The sequence below is a fragment of the Calothrix sp. PCC 6303 genome (genome assembly GCF_000317435.1).
Classification (GTDB): domain Bacteria; phylum Cyanobacteriota; class Cyanobacteriia; order Cyanobacteriales; family Nostocaceae; genus PCC-6303.
Genome location: NC_019751.1, coordinates 6,260,813 through 6,286,506, shown reverse-complemented (window position 1 = coordinate 6,286,506; position 25,694 = coordinate 6,260,813). Strand labels below are relative to the sequence as shown.

16 protein-coding genes, 1 tRNA gene, 1 pseudogene and 1 riboswitch are annotated in these 25,694 nt (G+C 39.5%); of the genes and pseudogenes, 10 read left to right on the top strand and 8 right to left on the bottom strand.

The annotated features are described in order from the left end of the window. Positions 1–8: 8 nt before the first annotated feature. The gene (locus CAL6303_RS25490) at positions 9–1,025 is read left to right on the top strand and encodes a glutathione S-transferase family protein (RefSeq protein ID WP_015200720.1); all 1,017 of its coding nucleotides are present in this window, start codon (positions 9–11) and stop codon (positions 1,023–1,025) included. A gap of 61 nt (positions 1,026–1,086) precedes the next feature. Here the strand turns inward: CAL6303_RS25490 and CAL6303_RS25485 are convergent, their stop codons facing one another. Then, on the bottom strand, positions 1,087–2,310 hold the full coding sequence (locus tag CAL6303_RS25485) for a retropepsin-like aspartic protease (RefSeq protein WP_015200719.1): 1,224 nt from the start codon (positions 2,308–2,310) through the stop codon (positions 1,087–1,089). Between the two features lie 174 nt (positions 2,311–2,484). Between CAL6303_RS25485 and gor the strand changes: the two genes are divergently transcribed. The 3 genes from gor (at position 2,485) to CAL6303_RS25470 (ending at position 5,997) form a co-directional block, all read left to right on the top strand. Continuing rightward, complete coding sequence (gor, locus tag CAL6303_RS25480; RefSeq protein WP_015200718.1) at positions 2,485–3,861, top strand: glutathione-disulfide reductase; 1,377 nt, start codon at positions 2,485–2,487, stop codon at positions 3,859–3,861. Between the two features lie 205 nt (positions 3,862–4,066). Beyond that, positions 4,067–4,732 carry a YqiA/YcfP family alpha/beta fold hydrolase gene (locus CAL6303_RS25475; protein WP_015200717.1) on the top strand — a complete coding sequence of 222 codons (666 nt, stop codon included), beginning with the start codon at positions 4,067–4,069 and terminating at the stop codon, positions 4,730–4,732. Positions 4,733–4,833: 101 nt separating this feature from the next. Beyond that, positions 4,834–5,997 (top strand): histidinol-phosphate transaminase, encoded by a 1,164-nt coding sequence (locus tag CAL6303_RS25470; RefSeq protein WP_015200716.1) that lies wholly within the window; start codon positions 4,834–4,836, stop codon positions 5,995–5,997. A 464-nt stretch (positions 5,998–6,461) separates the two neighbouring features. On the opposite strand, the pseudogene CAL6303_RS25465 reads toward CAL6303_RS25470, so the two are convergent. Both CAL6303_RS25465 and CAL6303_RS25460 read right to left on the bottom strand, forming a co-directional pair. After that, positions 6,462–7,000 (bottom strand): annotated as a pseudogene (locus CAL6303_RS25465) (hypothetical protein). 900 nt (positions 7,001–7,900) lie between these two features. Further along, positions 7,901–8,512, bottom strand: a complete 612-nt coding sequence (locus tag CAL6303_RS25460; RefSeq protein ID WP_015200713.1) for a GNAT family N-acetyltransferase — start codon at positions 8,510–8,512, stop codon at positions 7,901–7,903. An 859-nt stretch (positions 8,513–9,371) separates the two neighbouring features. Between CAL6303_RS25460 and CAL6303_RS25455 the strand changes: the two genes are divergently transcribed. The 3 genes from CAL6303_RS25455 to CAL6303_RS25445 all read left to right on the top strand — a co-directional run bounded on the left by CAL6303_RS25455 (position 9,372) and on the right by CAL6303_RS25445 (position 14,108). Then, the gene (locus CAL6303_RS25455; RefSeq protein WP_015200712.1) at positions 9,372–12,848 is read left to right on the top strand and encodes a response regulator; all 3,477 of its coding nucleotides are present in this window, start codon (positions 9,372–9,374) and stop codon (positions 12,846–12,848) included. A gap of 46 nt (positions 12,849–12,894) precedes the next feature. After that, positions 12,895–13,965, top strand: a complete 1,071-nt coding sequence (locus CAL6303_RS30925) for a hypothetical protein (RefSeq protein ID WP_015200711.1) — start codon at positions 12,895–12,897, stop codon at positions 13,963–13,965. 72 nt (positions 13,966–14,037) lie between these two features. Then, positions 14,038–14,108 (top strand) — tRNA-Gly (locus CAL6303_RS25445). A 447-nt stretch (positions 14,109–14,555) separates the two neighbouring features. Here the strand turns inward: CAL6303_RS25445 and CAL6303_RS25440 are convergent. The 4 genes from CAL6303_RS25440 to CAL6303_RS25425 all read right to left on the bottom strand — a co-directional run bounded on the left by CAL6303_RS25440 (position 14,556) and on the right by CAL6303_RS25425 (position 20,259). Further along, entirely contained in the window at positions 14,556–15,617 is a 1,062-nt protein-coding gene (locus tag CAL6303_RS25440) for an iron ABC transporter permease (protein WP_015200710.1), read from the bottom strand. A gap of 17 nt (positions 15,618–15,634) precedes the next feature. Continuing rightward, positions 15,635–16,864 carry an ABC transporter substrate-binding protein gene (locus CAL6303_RS25435; protein WP_015200709.1) on the bottom strand — a complete coding sequence of 410 codons (1,230 nt, stop codon included), beginning with the start codon at positions 16,862–16,864 and terminating at the stop codon, positions 15,635–15,637. Positions 16,865–17,140: 276 nt separating this feature from the next. After that, entirely contained in the window at positions 17,141–18,007 is an 867-nt protein-coding gene (locus tag CAL6303_RS25430) for a (2Fe-2S) ferredoxin domain-containing protein (protein WP_015200708.1), read from the bottom strand. 68 nt (positions 18,008–18,075) lie between these two features. Continuing rightward, on the bottom strand, positions 18,076–20,259 hold the full coding sequence (locus CAL6303_RS25425; RefSeq protein ID WP_015200707.1) for a TonB-dependent receptor: 2,184 nt from the start codon (positions 20,257–20,259) through the stop codon (positions 18,076–18,078). Positions 20,260–20,278: 19 nt separating this feature from the next. Next, positions 20,279–20,439: riboswitch (cobalamin riboswitch) on the bottom strand. 223 nt (positions 20,440–20,662) lie between these two features. Between CAL6303_RS25425 and CAL6303_RS30075 the strand changes: the two genes are divergently transcribed. After that, entirely contained in the window at positions 20,663–20,920 is a 258-nt protein-coding gene (locus CAL6303_RS30075; protein WP_144051082.1) for a hypothetical protein, read from the top strand. A gap of 188 nt (positions 20,921–21,108) precedes the next feature. On the opposite strand, the gene CAL6303_RS25420 is transcribed toward CAL6303_RS30075, so the two are convergent. Beyond that, positions 21,109–22,596: a CIA30 family protein gene (locus CAL6303_RS25420; protein WP_015200706.1), complete on the bottom strand. Its 1,488-nt coding sequence runs from the start codon at positions 22,594–22,596 to the stop codon at positions 21,109–21,111. 255 nt (positions 22,597–22,851) lie between these two features. Here CAL6303_RS25420 and CAL6303_RS25415 point away from each other — a divergent pair, with 255 nt between their 5' ends. Both CAL6303_RS25415 and cobJ read left to right on the top strand, forming a co-directional pair. After that, positions 22,852–23,625 carry a hypothetical protein gene (locus CAL6303_RS25415; RefSeq protein WP_015200705.1) on the top strand — a complete coding sequence of 258 codons (774 nt, stop codon included), beginning with the start codon at positions 22,852–22,854 and terminating at the stop codon, positions 23,623–23,625. 291 nt (positions 23,626–23,916) lie between these two features. Then, positions 23,917–25,638, top strand: coding sequence for a precorrin-3B C(17)-methyltransferase (gene cobJ, locus CAL6303_RS25410; RefSeq protein WP_041739973.1), 1,722 nt, complete (start codon positions 23,917–23,919; stop codon positions 25,636–25,638). Positions 25,639–25,694: the final 56 nt, after the last annotated feature.

The following is a 25,694-nucleotide window of genomic DNA, read 5'->3' as shown; positions in this document are numbered from 1 at the left end:
AAGTTATCATGTCCCAAACTACACAGCCGAAAAAACCTAAATCTCTCCCATCGGGGTTTATTATCAAGCTGGGTAAGTTTATCTGGTCTACTATGTGGCATACAATGATGTCACAACTGGCACCCCGTAGTAAATCAGGTGAGTATGTACGTCCTAGCAGTCAGTTTAGAAATTCAGTTAGTAATTTAAGTGAAAGTGCATATAAACCCGAATTAAATCGTTATCGTTTATATGTTGGGTTAGGTTGCCCTTGGGCGCATAGGGCGCTAGTTACCAGGGCAATTAAAGGTTTGGAAGATGCCATACAGGTATCAATTGTTTACCCCTCTGGTGATACTGGGGCTTGGGTTTTGCAGCAAGCGGAAGAAGGTTGTCAAACAGTTCCTGAATTGTATCAGTTGGCGCAACCTGGTTATCAAGGTAGATGTACAGTTCCGGTGTTGTGGGATACGCAAACCAAAACCATAGTAAACAATGAAAGTGCAGAAATTATTGTCATTTTAAATAGCGAGTTTAATGAATTTGCCAAAAATTCCAGCTTGGATTTATATCCTGAAGAAATACGGGAAAAAATAGATATTTGGAACGAGAAAATTTACGATGCTGTGAATAATGGAGTATACCGCTGTGGATTTGCTCAAACTCAAACAGCTTATATAGAAGCTTGTAATGAGTTGTTTACAATGTTAGATGAAATTGATGCAAATTTGGCAACAAATAGATATCTATGCGGCGAACAAGTCACCCTTGCCGATGTGCGATTATTCACAACTTTATTCCGGTTTGATGTTGTTTATTACAGCTTATTTAAGTGTAATCGGCGACGAATTCAAGATTATGAAAATTTAGGGAATTATTTGCGGGATTTGTATCAGCTTCCAGGTGTTGCTGATACTTGTGACTTAGCAAGTGTACAACGTGATTATTATGGTAATTTGTTTCCTTTAAATCCTGGGGGGATTATTCCCTCTAGTCCAGATATGAGTTATTTACTAACACCTCATCATCGTGAAAAACTGCATTGAAATAGAGAATATTAAATATTAAGAGAGACGTGACATGTCTCGTCTCTACATTATGATGGCTCTATTTGACTGGAGTTAATACTAAACTCCCATTATTAGGAAAACCCAGGGGATTACGTTCACCAAAACGCCAATGCTGTTGATATTTATTTAAGAAATTTTGCCCGACGATTCCTTGAATACCCAACATATTAAATAAACCATCACTTTCAAGGATGACAGCATCTAATTTAGTTGCTTGGTGCTGTTGTAAACTAAACTGATTTAATTTGATTTCTCTAGCTTTTTCAATTCCACAAAAACCTTCAACATCAGTTTTTTTAGCTTGTAAATTATTGATTCCCAATTGTTTTGCCAAAGGGTGAGACAATACCATCACATCAGCACCAGTATCTAAGAGAAATTTAAATGGACCTTTTCCATTTACCTGCACTTCTACAATCATCGCTCCCAATTTACCTTGTAAAGGGATGGCAGATGTGGTTAATTTAGAAGGTGATAAAAGTTTGAGTTGTTGCTGTTTTGGATTTACAAGCATATCAAACTGACTTAAAAAATCCAAACCTAAAACCCCCGCAGTTTTCCCAGGAATTGAATTTGGGGAAAGTCCTAAACCATTTAATCCCGAAACAGAGACAGAATTGACGGTAATTGCTGGTAGTTGGTGAACAGTTGCTTGAACTTTGGTGCAGTTGTTACCTACACCCATATATTTCAATACGTCTCCAGGAATTGGATTCCCTGGGAGTTGGAGTTGTTTGGCTGTTTCACTATTAATAATGGATGAAGAAGCACCCGTATCTAACAAGAAACTATTGGTTTTGCCAGCAATCGTAACAGGAACAGTAAAAACTCGACTTTGGGGAAGATATCCCATTTTGATGTTAGTGGATGTACCCTTACTAACTGGTAGTGGTACTTTTGCCCCCGTAGCAACGAACATAGCATTTATGCGATCGCTTGCGTCAACGCGCACGCTACCATCTTTGTTAAGAATAACCACTTCGTAGGTGCATTGCATCGCTAAAGCGGAGATTTCTGGCTTTTTGGTGGTGGAGTTGGCAAATTTTGCCTGCACGCAACCCCTCACCTGTTGAACTAACTCTTGTCCTAAATTACTCGTTGGTGCAGATGTTGCTGGTGTTTCTTGAGCATTAGCAACTGAAAACCTGGCAAAATCAAACATATATGCCATAAAAATGGCTGCAAACAAAAATATACCTAGAACTTGGTTGGGTTTTTTCAGCCAATAACCAATTAAATTGAATTCAAATACTCTATTCATCAGGCTTAAGAGTTAAACCACCGTTTACACTGTTATTGTTTTAACTTAAAACTGGGGTGAACGCTTAAACTAGCACAGTCAAGACATTAATTACGCCCCAATCAGGGCGAATTTTTGTTTAGATAAATATAAGCTTGCTATAACTTGCTGCAAATTCAATCAGGATTCTATTTTATGACATACGATTATGACTTGTTTGTTATTGGGGCAGGTTCAGGTGGTTTAGCTGCTTCTAAACGAGCTGCCAGCTATGGTGCTAAAGTAGCGATCGCAGAAAATGATCTAGTAGGGGGAACCTGTGTAATTCGCGGTTGTGTCCCCAAAAAACTCATGGTTTACGCTTCCCATTTCCCAAGCATTTTTGAGGAAGCAGCGGGTTATGGGTGGAAAGTTGGTGAATCGGAGTTAGATTGGCAACACTTCATTACTGCAATTGATAATGAAGTCAACCGACTCTCGCAGATGCACATTAGTCTGCTGGAAAAGGCTGGAGTTACACTCATCCCCACCCGTGCTAAATTAATAGATGCTCACACTGTCGAAGCAAACGGTAAAAAATATACTGCCGACAAAATCCTCATCGCTGTAGGTGGTCGTCCTGTTAAACCAGATATTCCAGGGTTTGAATATGGAATTACCTCCAATGAAATCTTTCACCTTCAAGAAAAACCTAAACACATCGCAATTATTGGGGCTGGTTATATTGGTATCGAATTTGCTTGTATTATGCGTGGTTTAGGGTGCGAAGTCACTCACATCAATCGTGGAGAGAAAATCTTAAAAGGTTTTGATGACGATGTTCGCAACGAAATTCAGGAAGGAATGCAAAATCATGGAATCAAAATGATTTCCAACACCACGGTTACAAATGTGGAAAAAATGGATGACGGTTTAAAGCTAACTTTAGCTGACGAAAGCCTCGAACCAGTGGTTGCTGATGTATTCCTAATTGCCACCGGACGTATTCCCAACACAGCAGAACTAGGTTTAGAAAACGCTGGAGTTGAATTAAAATCAACCGAGATGGATGGACCTGGTTACAGTACCAGTAATGCAATAAGTGTTAATGAATACAGTCAAACTTCCCAACCTAATATCTACGCTGTCGGTGATGTCACTGATAGAATCAACCTCACACCAGTAGCAATTGGTGAGGGTCGCGCCTTTGCAGATAGCGAGTATGGAGACAATAGCCGAGTATTTAGCCATGAAGATGTAGCCACCGCTGTATTTTCCACACCCGAAGCATCAACCGTCGGACTCACCGAAGCACAAGCAAAGGAGAAATATGGGGAAGCAATTAAAATATTTCGGACTCGTTTTCGCCCCATGTACTACACCCTAGCAGGGAAACAGGAAAAAACAATGATGAAACTAATTGTACATTCTGAAACCGACAAGATTCTGGGAGCGCACATGGTAGGAGATAGTGCAGCCGAGATTATTCAAGGGGTAGCAATAGCTGTGAAAATGGGAGCAACAAAGAAAGACTTTGATGCAACGGTAGGTATTCATCCCTCTGCTGCTGAAGAATTTGTCACGATGCGGTAATTTAAATCAGCTATCAGTAAACAGTTATCAAACTTTAAGTCTGAGACGTATAACTGTTAAGCTAAATACTAATAAAACTTACGCAGCTGGCACATTAATCACCGTAGGGTGTGTGACGCTTGGATAAATATTGTACGTAACAGTAGAAATTGTAGCGTCACGCACCAACCAGGGATTGTAAAATTAGTAACCCTCACGTAAGAACTTGAACTACATCTACCTACATGGTTTTGCTTCTAGTCCCAACTCTACCAAAGCCAAAGATTTAAATAGCCGTTTTGCACAAATCCAAATAAACTTAACTATTCCCGATTTGAATGCCGAGGGCTTCTCCCAACTGACAATTTCTCGACAAATCAATCAAACTTCTCTATTATTTCCGAAATCATCACCAATAACTTTAATTGGCTCTAGTTTAGGTGGTTTAACAGCAGCGCATCTAGGACAAAAATATTCCCAAATTCAGCAGCTTATTTTGCTAGCACCTGCATTTGGATTTCTATCCCATTGGCTACCAAAGTTGGGTGAAACAACCATCAACCAATGGCAGCAGCAAAAGTATTTACAAGTTTATCATCACGGGGAAAAACGGGAATTACCCCTACATTATGATTTTGTTACTGATGCTCAAAAATATTCAGAAGAAATATTACAGCGTCCTTTACCTACACTGATATTACATGGTACTGATGACGAAGTGATTCCAATCCAAGCTAGTAAAGACTTTGCAAGTATGCGACCTTGGGTAAAATTAGTTGAACTTGATAGCGATCACGCATTGGGCAATGTAACTAATGATATTTGGCAAGAAATTGTACAGTTTTGCCAATTATCTGAAAGCGGTACAATCTCAAACTCTGGCAAGTTATAGGCTATATCACAACTAAAACAGATGACTACAACTTAATTTTTGTACTTGGTGTTAAGTTGATTTTCCCCTTTGATAACTGTTTACTGATAACTGATTCCCCTATGTTTCCCTTTATTCGAGAAGATTTAGTTCAGTTCAATGCTTACAAACCTCACCCCAGCGGAGAAAATGGGGAGGCAGTTCCAGCTAAGATAGATCGATTGGATGCAAATGAAAGTCCTTACGATTTGCCAAGTGAAATTAAGCAAAAGCTAGCTGATGAATATAAACAGCAGATCGAAACCAATCGTTATCCTGATGGTGGACATGGAGAATTAAAAAGCGCGATCGCACTTTACGTCAATGAGTCATCAAATCTAGCATCATCAACTTTCAGTGCCGAAAATATTTCTGTTGGTAGCGGTTCTGATGAAATTATTCGCTCCTTATTAATCGCTTGCTGCTTATGCAACCAAGGATCAATTTTGGTAGCTAATCCGACATTTTCTATGTACGCAATTCTTGCCGAAACTTTGGGCATCCCTGTCCACAAAATTGGCAGAAATGAAGCCAATTTTGAAATAGATCTCCAAGCGGCGGCAAATGCCATCCAAAACCCCGGAAACATACCAATCCGGGTTGTTTTTATGGTTCACCCCAATTCTCCCACCGCCAACCCCCTCACAATAGCGGAAATCAGATGGCTTAGAAGCTTACCTGAAGATATTTTGGTGGTAATTGATGAAGCTTATTTTGAATTTAGCCAAGACAGCTTGGTTGGTTTAGTAACTCAACACCCCAACTGGCTGATCATGCGAACATTTTCTAAAGCTTTCCGCTTGGCAGGAATGCGTGTTGGGTATTGTGTTGCCCATGCAGGATTAATTGAGGTTTTAGAAAAAGTTCGTTTACCCTACAATCTTCCTAGTTTCTCTATTACCGCAGCATTGCTAGCAATTCAAAATCGCCAAACCCTACTTGCCCCCATTTCCCAAATGTTAGAGGAACGCACAAAAGTTTTTAATGTTCTCTCTCAAATGCCAGAACTACAAGTTTGGGATAGTGCCGCTAACTTTATCTATTTACGACCTAAATCTACAACTACGGATGCAGTTGAACAAAATTTAGCTCAACTTACTCAACAACTGAAGTCTCAAGGAACATCCATCCGCCACACTGGAGGTGGGTTAAGAATCACAATTGGTACCCCCGAAGAAAACAAGAGTTTGCTAAATCGGCTGCAAACTCCAATCTTAAATCTTCAAACTACTCAATTGATCAGTTAATAATTGACGTTCTCACCGCCGTTAAAGTGCGGTGATTCTAAAAATCACTTTTTAGGCGTTCTCTTTCATTGACACACCTTAAAATCAACTATCCATTACTGGCAATGCTTAAACCAATTAACCGTTCAATAGAACCAATTAAATAGCTCAACTTAGCTGACCCCAGAGGGCTATATCTCCAGAGACTTACTAGGATACTAAGCCTAGTGATTTCGTGCGCCCCACGATACGTTTATGGACAAAAATCTTTTGTTTTCTGGTTGGTGCTACTTTGTTGATTTCGCTAGCTATGATTACACTCGTTTTCGCCACCGAGTTGTCTTTATTGTTTCCCGATCTGTCGTGTTTCACTCATTTGAGTCGTCCTGTATCGGCGGATATTCTACCTAAGACAATCTAATTCTATCACAAAAAGCCGTCATAGAAGGACACGGGGCTTTAGACCCACATTTTTGGTAATTTAATTAATCACTGGCAACACCTTGACGGCGAACAACCTTCACCGTTTGGGGTAATACCCCTACCAAAAGTGCAAATATTTCATCCGGCAATCGAGCAACCGTTTCTAGCGGGAAATATTGCTCAAATTGATCGAGAATTTTCTGCACTCGTTTTTGAGGTAAAGAATTTTCTGTGATTTGTCGAGTTAAACGAGTCCATTGTCGACGAATCAAATAAGCTTTCTGACGCTCATCATGAGAGTCAGGAGTGAGTAATGAAAGATTGCCAATTGGTAGCGCTCCCAAGCAATCATGATCGCAATCACCACCTACAGCAGCTCCCGGTCCAGCAAACTCAGCGTGGAAAGGCTTGAGGAGGATTAATCCATTCCGCCTACGACTGTTAACCATGAAAACTTTTCCACTGTGTAACATTGTCAGAAGATCAGAGCTATAGCAACGCTCGGTTCCATCTGGCATCACGAGATATTCAAGGAAACTGGTGTCAGGGTAATAAGTAAATACCATATTTGTTTGATAGCGTCCTTTTTTTCGCTATCCATTTGTTCTCAAATATTTAATGTATTAAGTAGTCAATGTAAACTTAAATAGCAGTAGTTTTTTAGATTTGGATTTTGATTTTTTTTGTAGTCAAGAGTCTAACAACGTAGTTTAGCTAAGATACAAACGAGAACGAAGTTTACTCATCTATTGTCTGAGTGATCCCATTTTATTTGATCTATTTAACATTGTCTGCTGAAATCAGTGTATTTTCTTAAAGCTTTTATAAAGTGTAAGATTTTTAATACAAAGATCTTGTGAGGTATTTTGAGCTATTTTCAATTGATCAAAGTATATTTACGTATATCATATTGATTATGGATTCTTTGTTAAGAATGAAAGGAATTTATGAACAAAAATGGAGATTTCTATCTAATTACATAGATAAATTGCTGGAAAAGGGAAAAAATCTCGACTTTACTGTATTTCTTGGTGAGTGGGCATAAATTATTACTTTTATATACTCCCTGCCCGTTATATACAGCAGATTTTAACTTCGTGAGTTACAAAAAAACACCCTAACCTTTCCTCTGTGAAAGTGACTACCATCTGCCTCACAGGCTTTTTATCCCCCAATCATCTTACTAAGGGGGCAAATCTCTTTATAAAATCCCCGTTAATCAGCGGAGACAAAAAACGGTGTCGATTTCGGGGGATTTACGAAGATTGTGATGGTGGGCGTATGCAAGGGTTTCAACGTTTGAAAATCTATAATTAATTTATCAATTTTAGCGATCGCAAGGTTTAAAAAAGCCTTGCTTTACTTAGAATGAATGCAAATATTTTGGGCTACCGCTGACTTTTAGGGCAAGCGAGTTACAGCATGGTAACGTGGTAGTAGCTTTTTTGTAAAGTTATATTACGGGAATTAATTTGGAAATAGGCAGCTAAAGTTTACTTTCCTATTTTTGATCCGTCGATATTTGCTTATGTAAAAAAATTTGACGCGATCGCTTAAACAAAAAATTACTCCAATTATTTTCAATGAGATGCACTCGGTATCCCAACTTTAAATATAACTGCCGAGCTTGATGATTTTCTTCCAATACATGAAGATAAACATCCACAAAGCCCCATTCCCGGATAAATTTTTCACCCCGTTTTAACAGCTTAGATGCCGCACCTTGTCGTCGATGCTGAGGCAGAACAGCCAAATTAGAAAGGTATGGAAAGCTTTTACCAACACGAGTCCAACTATCACTAAATCGCACTCCTAATTCAACGGTACCGACTATGTTATCAGCCCCATCTGTATTGTCAATGGCAACTAAACAAACATGATGGGGTGAAGCTGTTGCCAAACGGTGTTTTAGATCTTCTTGAATTCCTATACGTAGCAGGGGAAAAAGCCAGCCCCAAAATCCATTTTGGCTATGAAAGCTTTCGGCGATAATTTGAGCAACTAGACCTAAGTCATCTGGAGTAGCAACACGAATCGACAGCTGACAGGTAGTTTTTTCGGTGTCAGAGTTGCTTGGGGGTTGATGAGGGTGTTCAGAAAACCAGGATGTCAAAGTTAATTAGTAATTGAGTCTACACAACAAAGAAAACTTGGCTAATATCTCCACTGATTTCTCTTGCTTGATTATGCAATAGTAGCTACACAGTTTTAGTTAGTCACCAACGGTAGATAGCTTTTAATTCAAGTTTTGTGGGAGATCAGTGAGATATATTCAACCGTATAATTGCGGATATATTCAGTATCATCTTACCGGAAAAACGAACCTCATTTGCCCGGATTTTAGACAAGATGTGTAGTTTAAATATTTAAGCTCTGTGAAGTTAGCACTAGCTTAAATTACTGAACTTATCACAGTATGTTAACCCAAGTTGCCAAGATTGAAACTACAATCTTGACTTGAATTGCTAGATTAGTAGTGTGACTATTGTCTAATAGTATACTGACTTTAAAATATGCTGACTTATGATATTTTTACTGAAAAATGACTTTAATCAAGAAAATTTGCTTACAGATGTTAGTGTTGGGACTGCGATGGGAAAAATTAATATGCACCTTCAACCTGGTTTCTGTTTTCGATGGAGGTTGAAGACTTAGTTGGACGATCGATATTTACTTAGTGGAGGTCAGAGCAAATTTTGTCAATGCCGATGAATCATATGCGAAGCTTGCGCGACGTGAGTCGTTCGCATCCTACCATTGATTTATTTTGGAGGTGCCATACAAATAGTTAATGGCGTATCAGCGTCAGTTATTGAGGTAAACATTTGTGAACCAATACTCTTTTTGGCTCAGAAGTTATTTAGGAAAATCGCCTATGGAGTCGAAATGCTCTGCTATTACCTGACTCAATCTCACCCTAAGCCGATCGGTTTGTTTTTTATCCAATTGTCATTGCAGCAGGAAAGCGGTGCATGAAATCCCCAGCAAACAGTAAGCCTAAAATTTTGGTTGTTGATGATGAACCCGACAATCTCGACTTGCTTTATCGTACCTTTTATCGTGAATACCAGGTATTGAGGGCAAATTCTGGTCTTGCCGCGTTAGATTTGTTGGCAGAAGAAGGAGATGTTTCTGTAATCATCTCCGATCAGCGGATGCCGATGATGAGCGGTACAGAATTTTTGAGTATGACGGCAACCAAATATCCAGATATTATTCGGATTATTTTAACTGGCTATACCGATATCGAAGATTTGGTAGAAGCTATTAATGCAGGTAAAGTATTTAAATATGTAACTAAGCCTTGGGAAGCGGAAGACTTAAAGGCTGTAGTTCGGCAGGCTTTGGATACCCATAATGTTCTTAAGGCACGTACCCGCGAGTTAACTCGCACTCTGCGGCAAGAATCAATTCTCAATACAGTTACAAATACAATTCGTAGTACCTTAGACTATCGGCAAATTTTACAGATAATTGTCGATACTGTCGGGCTTATGTTGGAAGTTGATGTGTGCTTATTACGACCATTTCAGGATGGGCAGTTGGTAGATGAGGGATTCATTTATCAAAAGGCGATACTGGAAAATGCTCTAGAAACTCAGCAATCACCTCAGCTTTCTGTTGTTTCTTCAACGTCGTTGTTAGCACATACAATTTGGGAAACGCGGGAAGTTCAAGTTATTAATGATATTGCTCACGATCAGCGAATCCAAGGTGATACAAATGAACTCCAAGAACGTTCAGCAACCTTTGCCGCAGCTGAAATTTGTTCTAGCTTGGTAGTACCGCTAATTTTTAGAGGAGAATTGATGGCGGTGTTGGCGTTGCACCAAAGTGGAGTTACACGTTTCTGGAGCGATGATGAGGTCAAATTGACAGAGATGGTGGCGGATCAGGCGGCACTGGCTTTATCCCAGGCTTACGCTTTAGAACAAGTGCGATCGCTTGCCAAACGCGAGAGCCTAATTAACACCATTACAAATGCAATTCGTTCTAGTCTTGATCCTCAAGATATTTTTGCGGCGATTACTCAGCAACTGGGACAAGCCTTACAGGTTGATGGTTGTGTACTATCACTGTGGACTGAGGAGGATCAATATGTCCAATGTGTCGGTTTATATGATGGCTCTGACTATACCGAAATACATTTAGAAAATATTGAAATAAAAAGTATAAATAGTAACAAAAACAATCAAGAATTACCCCAGTCTTTGGCACCTATTAAAGGAAATCCCCTACTCCAAGAAATGCTACGCACCCACGAACCTGTTTTGGTTGTGGATATGAATGATTTTAATTTGCCATGGGAGTTGGAGCATATTGATTTACCATTGCGGGGTACTAGTCGCTCGTTGATGGTGGTGCCACTATTAGCGGATGGTAAGAGTATTGGTAGTATTACCCTACGGGAGGCTGGCAAAGCTAGGAAATGGCTACCATCGGAGGTAGAGTTAGCTAAAGCCGTGGCATCTCAAGCCGCAATTGCCGTGCAACAGTCGCGTTTGTATCAAAAAACCCGTGATCAAGCCGAGCGATTAATCACCTTAGATAGGCAGAAAACCGAATTTTTCCAGAATATTTCCCATGAATTCCGAACACCAATTACTTTGATTCAAGGTCCCTTGGAATCAGCGGTGGCAACAAAAGCAGGCTTGAGTTTTGAGCAAAGCGCGATCGCACTCCGGAATTCTCGCCGATTGTTACGTCTAGTTAACCAATTACTCGATTTACAACGTCTGGATGCTGGGAGAATGCAGCCTAGTTTCCGTCCCTGTGATTTGGTAGATTTCACCAGCCAAATTATCGACTCTTTCCGTCACTACTGTGAGAAAAAAGGGCTAAAACTAATTGCCAATTTAGCTCCATGTCCAACTGTGTATTTAGATTTGGAAAAATTTGATAAGGTGATTTACAATCTCCTATCCAATGCCATGAAGTTTACACCAGAGGACGGTAGTATTACTGTTACTCTACAAAAAGATATGGGAAATTGTATTCTCAAAGTCAGAGATACAGGTATTGGCATTGCCGCAGAACAAATTCCCTACTTATTTGAACGCTTCCGTCAAGCTGAGGGTTCTGAAAACCGTTCCTATGAGGGTAGTGGTTTAGGATTAGCTTTGGTGAAGGAACTTGTAGAAATACATGGTGGTCAAGTTTCTGTTGAATCGGTATATGGTCAAGGAACAACTTTTACCATCTCACTGCCTCCTGGTAGTACACACTTACCGGAACAACAGGTGTTAGAAACTACTGCTGAAATTAATCTCAGTCGTGCCAGTGTAGAATTAGCCGATTTGGAATTGCTAGAAACTGTTGGTGATGAGCCATTGATATTAGAATCTCAAGGGGGAGAAAACACCGCTGGACACTCTATCTTGGTGGTTGATGATAATCCAGATTTACGGGGTTATGTATCGGGAATTCTCCACACCCATGGATACCAAGTATATTTAGCTCGTAACGGTGCTGAAGGTTTCCGCATCGCTGAAAAGTTTGTACCCAGTTTAATTGTCACCGATTTAATGATGCCATTGGTGACAGGTTTGGAAATGATTGAGATGATTCGCAAAGAAAGTAAGTTGAAGGGAATACCCATTATCTTACTGACAGCGAAAATCGATGAAGAAACTCGAATTGCTGGGACTGAGTTGGGTGCTGATGCATACCTAGCTAAACCATTTAATGATCGGGAATTACTAGCAGAGGTTCGTAATTTACTGGCATTGAAAGCAAACGAGCGGCGGGTATTGGAGTTAAATACATACTTAACTGAATCGGTACTTCAGAGATTTTTACCCCCAGGATTGGTACAAAAAGCTGCTGTAGGTGATTTAGTATTAGACCTACGTCCAGAACCCCGTTTAATTACTGTTTTATTTAGTGATATCGTTGGTTTTACCCAGCTTTCTAACACACTGCGATCGCGTAAAGTTGCTGAACTGCTAAATGAATACCTCGAAGCCATGACTAGAGCCGTATTTAGTAATGGTGGTACCGTGGATAAATTCATGGGAGACGCGATTTTAGCCCTATTTGGTGCTCCCGAAGAACTTACCCCCAACGAGCAAGTTAGACGCGCAATTAATACCGCTAGAGCCATGTTGCGATCGCTTGAACAACTAAACCAACGTTGGTGCGAACAAGGTATATTTGATAGTCAAGGAATAAGTGGGGTGCAGTTCCGTTGTGGAATCCACCAAGGTACAGCAGTTGTGGGAATGTTTGGTAGTGCCGAACGCGCTGACTACACAGCAATTGGTCCCAGTGTTAACATTGCCGCTCGCTTGCAGCAAGCCGCTAGCCCTGGTACAATTTTAGCCTCGGCAGCAGTAGCCGATTACCTCCAAGATGAAGAAATTACTAAAGGTAGTTCACTTGAACTTAAGGGAGTTGATGAAACAGTTTTAACTTTTGTTGTTGCGCCAGAAATCGCCGTAAATCGTTAAAATGGCAGTTGGTGTGAACTAGCATTACACCTTGAACTAATGATTTATGAAACAATCAGTTGCCGATCAAACACCAACTCCAGTCAAAATATTACGACGACATACAGATCCACCTTTTCTGTGGGCATCTTTGGGTGTGTTCTCTTTCTCACTACATGTTCTTGCCGCGCAGATTTTTTACAGTTCACAACCAAAGTCAAATTCTATTCCGCGTCAGCAATCAAATAATCCTATTCCCATTGAGATTTTAGAAACTCCTCCAAAAGTCACTACACTCCCGTCTAAATCTCAAGTAAACTCCGCGCAATCGGATGGAGAAGGTATAAACTTTGGCTACGCACCTAAACCAACTATAAAAAAACGCAATTTTCCCCCTTTAATAGCAACCAAACCTAAACCAATCCCTAAAACAAAACCTCCAAAAATCGTAATTCAACCTGTACAGAAACAACCTCTGATTCCTCCGAAACCAACCCCAACTTTCACACCAACCCCAACTTTCACACCAACTTCCACACCAACTTCCACACCAACTTCCACACCAACTTCCACACCAACTCCAACCCCAACCCCAACCCCAACTCCAACCCCAACCCCAACTCCAACCCCAACCCCAACTCCAACCCCAACCCCAACATTTACACCAACATATCCAGAACAACCAGGTGATATTACTACAGGCAAAGAAACACCATTACCAGACTTCACCCCCAGCTTTTCCCCCAGTCCCACCACACCTCCAATTCTTCCCCAAACTTTTACGGCTAGTTTCAAATTACTAACAAATGCCGACCAAAATAAAATAATTCGATTTAATTTACTTGATAAACTACCTCAAATCATTAGTGGTGTAGATGGAATTTCCATAGAAGCATCCAACGTTCAACCCATTGAATTCAACGTAATTTTGTCGGTTAGTGATAAAGGTAGCTTCGTTGCCGCAAATATTCCTAAAAATCAAGATCCAAAAGCAAGTAGCAACAAATATTTAGAAATTGTCAACCAAATTTTCAGAAATGCCAGATTTACACCGGGTTCCACCAAAGACGGTATTATTCCACCAGAAAGCCAGATGGTTGTTCGCATTGTGATTGAAGCAAATGGCAAACAACCTTAAATTTGATACTTGTGTTTTCCATGTGGTGGTGTTATGATGTAAAATGTAGTTATGATTTATGACTCGAAGCCTGCGGGTGTAGTTTAGTGGTAAAACCTTAGCCTTCCAAGCTAATGATAGGGGTTCGATTCCCCTCACCCGCTTTATTTTTTGTATAACCAGCTTTAACCAAACTTGCGGAATTCCCCACCGCTCTATTGCCTGGGGATGGATAGCAACAGATGCTCCATCCAGCATCTAAAATATTTGATTTGATTTGATTTGATTGTAGAAAAATGGTAAGATTACAGTGGTTGCGACCCACCCAGAAGACTAAGAGGCTACGGTACTCGGCTAAGATTGGGGAAGAGACATAAACCCAGCTGGTAAGCTATTGCTGTAATTCCAAGGTAAGTCTGCCGACAAAATAATCAAACAATCTCAGGAAGTGGGATTGCTGCCTGTGGACGCGGTGTAAGACCAAAAGCTAGACGGCTGGTGGAGGCAATTGCGAATGAGACGGGAAACTCCGTAGACGAATAAAACCGTCCTTGTGCTAGTTGAAATTGGAAGCCCCATTTTCAGCCAAAGGCAAGATGGGGTACTTCACCTTACTTTGTGTAATATCTTCGTAATATCACCCAAGAAACAACAGGTGTACCAACTAGGGCAGTTACAGAGTTAAGTGGTAACACCATTTCGTTTCCCGGTGCTACACACATCAAATCAGCAAATAACGCCATAATTGCCCCCATAATCATCACCCCAGGTACTAAAATACGATGGTCGTAGCTATTAAACATACTGCGACACAAATGGGGAACTGCTACACCGAGAAAGGCAATCGGACCACAAAATGCCGTAACTACACCTGCTAAAATGGAAGCGCTGGTAATTACCCAAAATCTGGTTCTTTTTAAATTTAATCCCAGCGTCAAAGCATAGGATTCACCCACCAGTAAAACATTCAACGGTTTCGACAACAAAGCAGCAACTACTAACCCCAGTAGTACTACACTTCCTAAAATAGGAATTTGTTTCCATGTCACTCCCCCAAAGCTACCAAAAGTCCATTGCAGATATGTTTGAATTTGTTGGCGATCGCTAAATTGTAATAAGATGCTAACTAACGCACTTGTGGCATATCCAAACAACAATCCCAAAATCAATAGCGTCATTGTATCTTGAACCCGACGCGACACAAGTAATACCAACCCTAGCACAGCAGCAGCACCCAAACTTGACGCAATTACCAAACTTAAATCCCCAAAAACACCCAAAGTTTGAAAAATTGCCCCCGCACCAACAACATTTGCTGTCAACACAACTAAAGCTACACCCAAGGAAGCACCAGAACTAATTCCTAACACAAAAGGTCCCGCAAGTGGATTTTTAAAAATAGTTTGCATCTGCAATCCACTCACACCCAAAGCAGCACCAGCAAGCATAGCGGTTATAGCTTTGGGTAATCTAAACTTAAAAATAATATTTGTCCAACTAATCTTTTCCGCATCCCCACCAAATAAAACCTTAACAACATCAGTAATAGGGACTTGCACCGAACCAACAGCAATATCTAACAAAAAAGCCAGAATTAATACCCCAATCAACAACACAAAAACTAAATATTCTCTTGCAATTAAAGCCTTATAGAAATCTTTAATAATATACATCTGACAGTTTTCAATCCTTACTGAACACGACGATAAAAAACTAACTCATGCTGCGGTAAAATCTCTGGATGAAAAATCTTAATTAAATCAGATAAAACCGCATCAGGATTACTAATTCCCCCTTCCCAGTAGTCATTTCCTCCACCTTTATTTATCCGCAAATTATTATTATAGATATTCCCATTTTTAACAGCTTTAAAATCAGCATATCGATTATCTTCGGCTAGAATATCTTGCTTTAAATTCCATTTTTGGCTAAGATTCAACCAGAAATCAGCATTTGTTGCCCGTTCGATAATTGCCTCAAAAGATAAAGGTAAACTTCCCGAAGACTCTTCATTACTCCAAAGATAGTTTGCCCCTGCATCCTCTAAATACTTGGCAGTATAACTATTACCACCCGGCATATACCAAGTGCCTTTAAAATTAAATCCCACAAACACACTTGGACGTGATTTTGCTGCTTTTGCCTTAGTTGCTATTTGTTGATACTTTTGTTCTACTTCCCCAAATATTTGTTCTGCCTCTTTCTCTTTATTAAAGAATAAAGCCGTAAATTTTAACCATTCGCTTCTACCCAAAGGTGAATCTTCCATATATTCGGCATTGATTGCCACTTTTAAAGCTGCTTCTAACAACTTTGGATAACTATCGATTTGGGTGTTTCCAGTTCCATAAGTTGTAATTAATTCTGGATTTAATTCTAATATTTTCTCAATATTAACGCTGGCATTATTGCCAACATTTGCAATAATGCCAGTTTTAATTTTTTCTACAACCTCAGAGGTATTGACTGTTTTCGTATCGCTGACTCCAAGTAATTTATCGACAACTCCCAGTTTCGCTAAATGGGGTAAATGAGTTGTGGAAAGGGAAACCACAGAATTAACTGGGACAGTAATTACTTGGGCATTTTTGTTATTTTCTAGAATATCTTTCGGTGTAGGAGTGCCGCATTGAACTAAAACATATTTAAAGCCAGTTTTTGCATCCTTCCAAGGATTATTAATTGTAATCACTTTATAGTTTTTATGATATTCCACAGTAAAACCCTGAGCGCGGGTAATAGTCACTTTATCAGGGAAATAATCGCGGTTTGCGTCGTATTGTTGAATACAGGCTGGATTAAGGGATTTTTTTTCAAGATGATTAACTTTCGGACTTTCGCAAGCAATGATTAATGTAGAAACAATAAATATAATGAAAATTAAATTAATTAGTTTTAAATGTTGCAGCTTATATAACATCTTGTTCAATTGCTGTTTAGTTATAGATGTCTTTTAGAAAAAAGAATATACAGCAGATTTTATCTTGGTAAGGTACACCTGTAGCGGGCAAGACTTCGGCGTGAGCGCTCAGTCCTTACCTCCGGTACACTTCGTTCCGACAGGCTCAGGAACCATCGAACGCTGCCCGTACCACCACAGTTTTATTCTTGATCTTTATACCTCATTTACCTGTAATCTGCTGTATTTATAGGAGAGGTAAAATATTACATCTCTACAATTAATCAAAAATGGCAACTATACAGGTGGATAGATATACTCTGTCACCTTTTTCCCTTCAACTAAATGTTCATTAACAATCTTTTTGGCAACTTCTGGTTTCACCCGACTGTACCAAGTTTTATCATCAGAATAAAATGCCACCGGACCCAATTTACAAACCTGCAAACAACCGGTTGTTCGCACTTCTATATCCAAACCTGCTTTTTCAACTGCCGCAGAAAGTGCATCAAATGTAGGTTGCCATTTCCGCGAGGGGTAACAGCGTCCGGATGTACAAACAGCTATATAAGAACACTTAAAAGGATTTTTAGTAAAAGGAATTTCCTTTGTTCCTAACACATAAATTTCTCGAAGTTGTTTATATAGCTCTAATTTGCTAAAATTTGCTTTACCATCAGGTAATAAATTTTCATCTTCTACATATGGATTTGGCAAAAATATAGTCATTACTTTTTCACCCGCACCATTCCAAAACTGAATACCCCAACTGTGGGGTTCTCCTTCTGAATTAATACGTCTATAAAATGCACCTTTATTAATTAATCTTTGCTGCCTTACTTCTAGTGGAGTCTCTGAATTTGGACCACCTATAGTTTCTTCAATACACAAGTGAAAATGCCAACCCTGTGTAATCACAGTCAGATATCCATCATAGAGAACGCATTTTTTTGGTGCTTCGTGAAATTCTAACTCTAAAACGCTACCTTGTTCTAAATGTCCTAAACCAATTTGATGCCAATTTTGTTGAAATAATGTGTAAGTTAAACAAGCAAGTACATCACATCGACAATCAAAATACTCATATTCAATTGTCCAACCGTTTCCTGTTGCTTCAGTTGTTTTCTGATTGAGTGGGATAACACAAGGATTGAATTCAATCATGGCAATTTTCTCGCAATATGTAGGTTAATTGTATAGACGCTACATATACATAGCATCTATACATATCATTAGAAATTAGCACTTAAACCAACTTGAAATACTCTACCCGCATCCGGAAATCCAGCAAATAATTGATATCTTTGATTAAAGATATTATCTACACTAGCATTAAGGGTGAAGTTCTGACTGAGGGGAATGCGAGTTTTTGCATCAAAAGTTGTGTAACCTGCTAATGACTCAGTGTTGGTATTATTCGTAGGATATTTCCCCAGAGAATTCATCAATAGTCCAAGATATAAACCTTGAGTATTTTCATAGGAAACACCCAAATTTAGTTTATCTGCACCTGCAAATCGTAACTCTTTGTTGATTTCTGCCGGATTAGAACTTTTTTTGATGCGTGGATCATTTGCCGTATAATTTACAAAAGCATAGATATTTTTAGCAATTTGTAAATTTAATGCCGCTTCAATTCCTGAAGTTTCAACTAAGCCGATATTTTCCCAAGTTCCCGTTACTCCATTCACGGCTGGTCTAATAGATTTGAAAGCAATTAGGTCTGATATGTTATTTTGGAAAAAAGTTAAGCGCAACAAACCAATGTCCCCTAATTTTTGGTCGATACCAATATCAAAACTATCTCCTTTTTCTGGTTTAAGGTTGGGATTCCCGATAAATGTTGGGTTAAGACTAAATAAGTTGCTTACCGTTGGGACACGAAAATTTCTGATGTAGTTTGCCCGTATAGTAGTAGAGTTGCTGATATCCCATTTTGCACCAATTGATGGTGATGTTGCAGAAGCATTGGCTAAAGTGTTGAAATCTTGACGCAAACCTAAATTGAATTTGACGTTAGGAATAAGACTTGTTTCGTATCTGGCAAAAATAGCACTTTGCCCAATATTATCGTCATAGTTAATTGTGTTGACACCTGTAGAATTTCTGATTGCACTACTAACAACATTCACATTTCGATAGTCAAAACCATAAACTATACTGTGATTTTTGCTGAAGTTCCAGCTATGGGTAGCTTGAAAACCGTAAGAACTTTGTTTTGTCTCGAATCTTCTGTTGAATTGAGGTGGATTAGTGATGGAGTTAGAGTCAAAGCGAGTATTGAGAAAATCGGTGTAGAATCTGGCTGTTAATAGCGAATCATTTCCCCCTCCAAGCTTAGAACTCCAGCTTAAATCATTTAAAACTTGGTCTGTATATTTGCGGTTTTTATCGGTTAGTACATTACCAGAACCTTGACCAAATTGTGGTACAAGTATGGGAACTCCTCCTGGTGTTCCTTGTTCTTTTCCTAAGTATTGTGTGGAAAAAGTTAGAGTATTACGCTTACCTAAATTTGCTTCTAATTTAACGTTAAAGTTATTGAAGAGAGCATCGTTATTTTTTCTGGTTCCCCTAAAGTTAGCTTCGGGAATTGAAAAAGGATAATTATATTGGGATTGAGTGCGATTATATCCCACTACCCAACCAATATCCCCAGCTTTTCCACTATTTTGAATAGTCTGTTGATTCAATCCATAAGCACCAACATTTACCTTTGCTTCAGTTGTGGTTTTATCTGTGGGACGACGGGTAATAATATTAATTACTCCACCAATTGCATCAGAACCATAAAGAGTTGAACCACCACCTGGTAACACTTCGACTCGCTCAATGTTATTGGTAGTGAATTCTGACAGATCAAAACGACCACTACCTAAGTTATTAATTGGTCTGCCGTCAAGCAGAATTAGCACCTGTTCACCATTAGAACCACGAATAAATTGACCACTTAATGCATGGGGTTCAGTTCCAACAGTTCCATCTGGTAAGATACCAGGAACAAATTTGAGTGCTTCTCGGACTGTTCTCACACCCTGTGCTTCCATTTCTTCACCCGTAATCACATATATGGGACGGGTAGAATCTTTAACTGTCCCTTCCCGACGAAAAGGAGAGTACACAGGTTCATTCAATAATTTATCGACGACGTTTATTTCGATGTCGGGTTCTTTCTCTTCTTTTTGTTCTTCTGTTGGTGTCGATTCTTGAGCGACTTCTGCTATTTTGTTGTTGGGTATGACTTGTGTAGCTGGTTGTAAATCTGAAGCAGTACCTTCGTTTTTGGGAAAGTTGGATATTAGGGGGATTTCCGTTGCCCTAGCTTTGTAACTTCCAGAGAATATCCCCAATATTGCTGCCAAACTAGACACAGCAAACTTAGTTCCCAATTGGGAATTAAACATATTATTTCTCATCTGTACCTCGCAGATAATTATGTTTTTTGTGGCGATTGGCGGGTGTTCTGACTTAGAGACAAAGATTAAAAAGAAAAATTTGCCTCGTCACAGTTGCGGGACAGCGCTGGATTTTCACCAAACTTTCCCCGTTATTTTTAATGAATAATTCTGATTAGAACCAATGCATTTTCGCACAATAGCACGGATATATTTGGTGATTAATGTCGAAATATTACATTCGTAAGTATGCTTTGCGTAGAGGATCTCGAAAGTGAGGGTAAAAAGCAACTGAGTAGATTTGATTATCCAACCTATAAAGCAGAATATATCGATTTTGATGATGTTCAGTACTTGACAAATAACCACTGATTCATACCTGTAAAAGTTTTGACTGTAATAATATTTACTTAAAATGAGTAAAATGATTATCATTCTCTTTGAGGTGATTGTCAATACTTGTGAGGCAATTTGTCCGACAAATAGTTTATATTGCGATGTACTTCTGCTCTTAATCGGTGTTAAATGGGTTATGCGATCGCGTAATCCATTTAACATCTCCAGTAATTACAGCAATTTTAATGTCTTTGAATCACACATCAATACCCAAATTTTGTGTAGACGTTCCACCAGAACGTCTCTACATTCATTTTCACTAGATGTCTTATTTAATCCGAAGTAACGCAGATATGTATTGGCATCCTGCCCATCCTTGATAATTTGCGGGCAAGATGCCCGCACCACAAGAAATTTGTGGGTATTTTTTTAATTGGAAGTCCCTAAGCCCACATCAGATAGATATCATCCCAGTGTCCTAGCAAATCTATGTCGTTGGGGGTGGCAACACGTAGATTTAAGTCATTGCTCATTTCAGCTATCACTTTTTAACTGAGAAAATAAGGTTTTCCATCCTGGATTCCCCATTTGATTTTCTCCTTGTTTCACTTCAAAAGTGACATTAGATGCTGCTGTTTCTTGTAATGCCTGTAAACACAATTCAGCAACATCATCCCGGCTGATTTTGCCGCGAATATTATCACCTTGTTCAGCTAATAATTCTTTACCACCAGTTTCCTCAGTTAAAGCACAAGGACGAATAATTGTATAAGGAATACCACTTGTCCTTAAACTATCTTCTCCTCTCAGTTTCCAAGTTAATATTCCTCCCAATTGATCATTTAATCTAACTGCGGGGGGTTCTTCTTCTAAGTTAATTCCCTCTCTTCCAGGACGGGTGACACCTGCGGAACTAATGAGGACAAATCTAGGTAATTTGCTACCTCCGTAGGCTTTGATTGATTCTACTTCCAAAGCAAAAGCACCAGCAGAAAACTTGGGATTTAGTTCACCATCATACTCAAATTTACTTAACATTAATTGTAAAGAGCAAATTTTACTGGTATCTATTGGAGGACGATCCCTAACAACTTTGGCACGAAATACAGGAATTAAATTACTGAAGGGAACTTTAATATTAATCCAAGTATCTGCTTCTGTGTCAAAGGAATAACTATAACCAACACCATCCCAGGCAGAATCAGAACGCAAAAATAATTTATAGCGTTTGCCATCACCTTTAACTTTTAAATCAATTCCTTCATAACCAGATAAATTGATTGCTGGATCAAAGTTTTTAGTTCTAACTGAGGCAAAACCTCCAGAATTGGCAATGGAAATATTTCCAGCGAATATAGCTGAACTATCAAGAAAACTCATATTACTGCTACTAACTCCACCCATCACCACATCATCCAAAGCACCCCAAATATTTTTCAAATCTGTTGATGGGTTAGTAAAGTCGAAAACTAGCTTCTCGTCTCCTTGGGGGAGGTATTTTGCCGCTGCCTCAACTAAATTTTTGACACCTTGATATTCAACATTTTCAGGTGTGTCACCGACTATTTCCGGTTGATAAAATTTAATACCTTGGTTATATTTGTCACGATTAGGTGTATCGCCTTCTACAGGCTGCACACGCACTGATGTACAGCAAATTACAGCTTGGATATTTGACATAACTAATTCGTTTAAAGTTTCAGGTTTGGTAATATCGGCAACTATTAAATCAGTATCGTTACCAAGAATATTTCTAGCTTTTTCGATGTCACGCACTAGACATCTCACTCGATAACCCTGCTGAAGTAAGCGTTGTACAACTCGTTTACCCACACCACCTGTTGCCCCTGCAACTAAGATTACACCCATTTTTTTGGCTCCATCTGGCTGATTTTGGCTATTCTGAAAGAACTTACCCTGTAGTATATTTTGAATCCAATTTAAAGGTGGTACAACTTCAAAATAGTTGAGTGTTTGAATAAATCTACCTAAATCCCATTGTCCGCGAGTTTCATTAGTCATAGCTTTTATTCCTATTTAGTCTTCAGCTCTGAACATGCATATGCTGCAAGTGTCACAATCATATTCTTAATAATAATTAATTTACCCTAAGTTAAAACCACCCTGGGGAGACATCTCAAGTTAAAGTGCCGAACTAAAATTCCCAATTAACTATGTAGTATGTGTGTAACTCAAGAAAGTATCACAGGTATTTTTTAGATATTTATGCTGAAAAGCCATGATGTGGGGAATACCAATAGTAAAAGAGGTTGCCTGATGTATCTAAATCTATTTGTGGGTTCAAGTGTTGGAATTGTCGCTTTGATGGCATTAGTTTTTGCTTGTTTTCAATGGTTTCATATTCCATCAGGTAACTTTTTAGACTGGGTAATTGCAGGGGCAAGCTTTTGGTGGTTGTTGGTGATTGTAACTGTACCCTGGAATATTCATTTTCAAGCTAAAGAAGTTTTAGCACAGGGAGCGCAATCAAAAGAGAAAGGAATTACAGTTGATGAGAAGCAGCAAAAGTATGTTAGGTTGCTGGCAAAGCGTTCGTTGATTATAGCGATCGCATTACACGTCATCTCCGCTGCTACTCTATATACTCTGGCTGCCACTGGTATTAGTACTGTGGGTTACATCTCATCGGGTGCAGCTTTATTATTAACTGGATTACGTCCTGCTATTAGCGCTTATGAGTATGTATACGCAAGATTAACGATGATTCGTCAAGAGTTACAATATCCCCGCGAAGATATCTACGAATTGCGTGGACGTTTCAGCACATTAGAAGAAAAAATACGTATTCTCGAAGAACAACTAAATCCAGAATTCCCCTACTCTGTGGTTGCAACCCAGCAAAGCTATGTAGATGAAACCCGCAAAGAATTGGCACGTTTAGCAAATAATTTGGAAAGACTAGGGGCAACAAACCACAGCGAACACCAGCAATTATCCCGCGAAACAGAACAAGCGATCGCGCAACTTTCTACAGATGGACAATTTTTAGATCATGTACGCGAAATTATTCGATTTTTTAAGACAGCCTAAGAGGATGTTTGAAAAGTCCTATTGTTGGTATCAAAACCTTCTATATCCTGGACTTCATAAGTAGTCGCGCAAACATTTTACATTCATTTTGAGTAAAGCGAAGCAGTCCAAAACCTTGTGTTCGCAATGACATTGTGTAATTAATTTTGTCTGACTACTGGGTTAGTTGGGTGCCAAAACACTTTTAGAGAGGCAAAATTTTGCGTCTCTACATCCTTCCACTTCTTATGCTTCCCTCTGGTGGCAATGACAGATACTATCTTTGATAGGGACTTAAGTATAAGCATAAAAATGTTTTCATCTGCTGCAATTGTTGTTCTCAATCAAAATAGTGTCTCCCTTGCTCGGAAAATTGCGACAGTATTAGCTACAGTCGCACCCAAAGTGACAATCTATGGTTTGGTGGGGAGAACATCGGGTGTTGATGTGAGTTTCGACAATTTTGGTGAAACTTTACGAAAATTATTTACAGATGGAGTCCCAATTATTGGTATCTGTGCAGCGGGAATTTTGATTCGTACCCTAGCACCAATTATCTCTGATAAGCGTCAAGAACCTCCAGTTTTGGCTATAGGGGAGGATGGGAGTGCGGTAGTTCCTTTGTTGGGGGGACTTAGGGGGGTGAACGATTTAGCTAGGCAAATTGCCACAGGGTTGGGTGTGGAAGCGGCAATTACCACAGCAGGAGATATCCGGTTTCGTACTGCTTTACTGTCCCCTCCACCAGGGTATGAGTTGGCAAATCCGGAAGCAGCAAAGGGGTTTATTGCTGATTTACTTGCAGGTGCAAAGGTGAAGTTGGAGGGGAAAGCAACTTGGTTGGAGGAAAGTAAGTTACCTGTTGATGAGGAGGGAGAATTAAGGATTTGGGTGACGGAATCTAAAGCTGGTTATATTCCCAATTGTTTGGTGTACCATCCCAAAACTATCGCGGTGGGAATTAGTGATGTTGGGGAGATGAAAGCAGAGGATATTGTGAGTGTGGTACGGCAAATATTGGATGTTGCTGAATTAGCGATCGCATCTCTGGCGGGACTATTTGTTTTACAATCGGATGCAGCCTCCCCCACTGTAAATCAGGTTGCGAAGTTGCTAAATTTGCCTTTGCGGATTCTAGATACAGAGAATCCGCAAACATCTACATCTTTGGTTTTAGCTGCGACAAATAATTTAGGAAGGTTGTTAGTTTCCCCAATTCCGAATATTGGTGTTGCAGTATCTCAAGAACTAATTAATACAAATAATTTAGGAAAACCCAGGGGTAAATTATCCGTTGTGGGGACTGGACCCGGTGCTAGTGAATGGATGTCACCGGAGGTGAAACAAATACTTGGGGAAGCGACAGACTTGGTTGGTTATAGTTTTTACTTAGATTTAGCTGGAACTTTACAACCTGGACAACAACGGCATGATTCCGATAACCGGGAAGAATTAGCTAGGGCAAAGATGGCGCTAGATTTGGCAGCAACAGGCAAAAATGTCGCGGTTGTTTCTTCTGGAGATCCGGGAATTTATGCCATGGCAGCGGCGATATTTGAAGTGTTAGATACAGCTTTTGACCCTGCATGGCAACATGTTCAAATTCAGGTTTGTCCTGGTATATCTGCCATCCAAGCTGCTGCGGCTCGAATTGGTGCGCCAATTGGTCATGATTTCTGCGTAATTTCCCTGTCAAATATTCTCAAATCTTGGTCAATTATCGAACGACGAATTATTGCGGCAGCAGGAGCAGATTTAGTAATAGCTTTCTACAACCCAGCTTCTAAGCAACGTCGCCAAGAAATCATCTCCGCATCTGAAATATTAAAAAAGTATCGTTCACCACAAACGCCAATAGTAATAGCGAGAAACTTGGGAAGAGAAGGAGAATCAATAGAAGTAGTGAAATTAGACGAATTTCAGCCAGCCGAAGTTGACATGCGATCGCTTATCCTAATTGGTTCTAGTCAAACAAGGGTTGTGAATCATCCAGGAGGGGTTTGGGTATACACACCAAGACATTACAAAGCTTAAAGCCAAATGGTATTAAGCGGGCGTGGAATTATGGAAAATCTAGGGAATTCCATCGC

Excerpts from the sequence above, each read along its gene's own strand:
- CAL6303_RS25470 (WP_015200716.1), top strand. The coding sequence starts at position 4,834 with ATGTTTCCCTTTATTCGAGAAGATTTAGTTCAGTTCAATGCTTACAAA.
- CAL6303_RS25420 (WP_015200706.1), bottom strand. The coding sequence starts at position 22,596 with ATGACTAATGAAACTCGCGGACAATGGGATTTAGGTAGATTTATTCAA.
- CAL6303_RS25485 (WP_015200719.1), bottom strand. The coding sequence starts at position 2,310 with ATGAATAGAGTATTTGAATTCAATTTAATTGGTTATTGGCTGAAAAAA.
- CAL6303_RS30925 (WP_015200711.1), top strand. The coding sequence starts at position 12,895 with ATGAAACAATCAGTTGCCGATCAAACACCAACTCCAGTCAAAATATTA.
- CAL6303_RS25425 (WP_015200707.1), bottom strand. The coding sequence starts at position 20,259 with ATGAGAAATAATATGTTTAATTCCCAATTGGGAACTAAGTTTGCTGTG.
- CAL6303_RS25430 (WP_015200708.1), bottom strand. The coding sequence starts at position 18,007 with ATGATTGAATTCAATCCTTGTGTTATCCCACTCAATCAGAAAACAACT.
- CAL6303_RS25435 (WP_015200709.1), bottom strand. The coding sequence starts at position 16,864 with ATGTTATATAAGCTGCAACATTTAAAACTAATTAATTTAATTTTCATT.
- cobJ (WP_041739973.1), top strand. The coding sequence starts at position 23,917 with ATGTTTTCATCTGCTGCAATTGTTGTTCTCAATCAAAATAGTGTCTCC.
- CAL6303_RS25490 (WP_015200720.1), top strand. The coding sequence starts at position 9 with ATGTCCCAAACTACACAGCCGAAAAAACCTAAATCTCTCCCATCGGGG.
- CAL6303_RS25440 (WP_015200710.1), bottom strand. The coding sequence starts at position 15,617 with ATGTATATTATTAAAGATTTCTATAAGGCTTTAATTGCAAGAGAATAT.
- CAL6303_RS25455 (WP_015200712.1), top strand. The coding sequence starts at position 9,372 with ATGAAATCCCCAGCAAACAGTAAGCCTAAAATTTTGGTTGTTGATGAT.
- CAL6303_RS25415 (WP_015200705.1), top strand. The coding sequence starts at position 22,852 with ATGTATCTAAATCTATTTGTGGGTTCAAGTGTTGGAATTGTCGCTTTG.
- gor (WP_015200718.1), top strand. The coding sequence starts at position 2,485 with ATGACATACGATTATGACTTGTTTGTTATTGGGGCAGGTTCAGGTGGT.
- CAL6303_RS30075 (WP_144051082.1), top strand. The coding sequence starts at position 20,663 with ATGATTATCATTCTCTTTGAGGTGATTGTCAATACTTGTGAGGCAATT.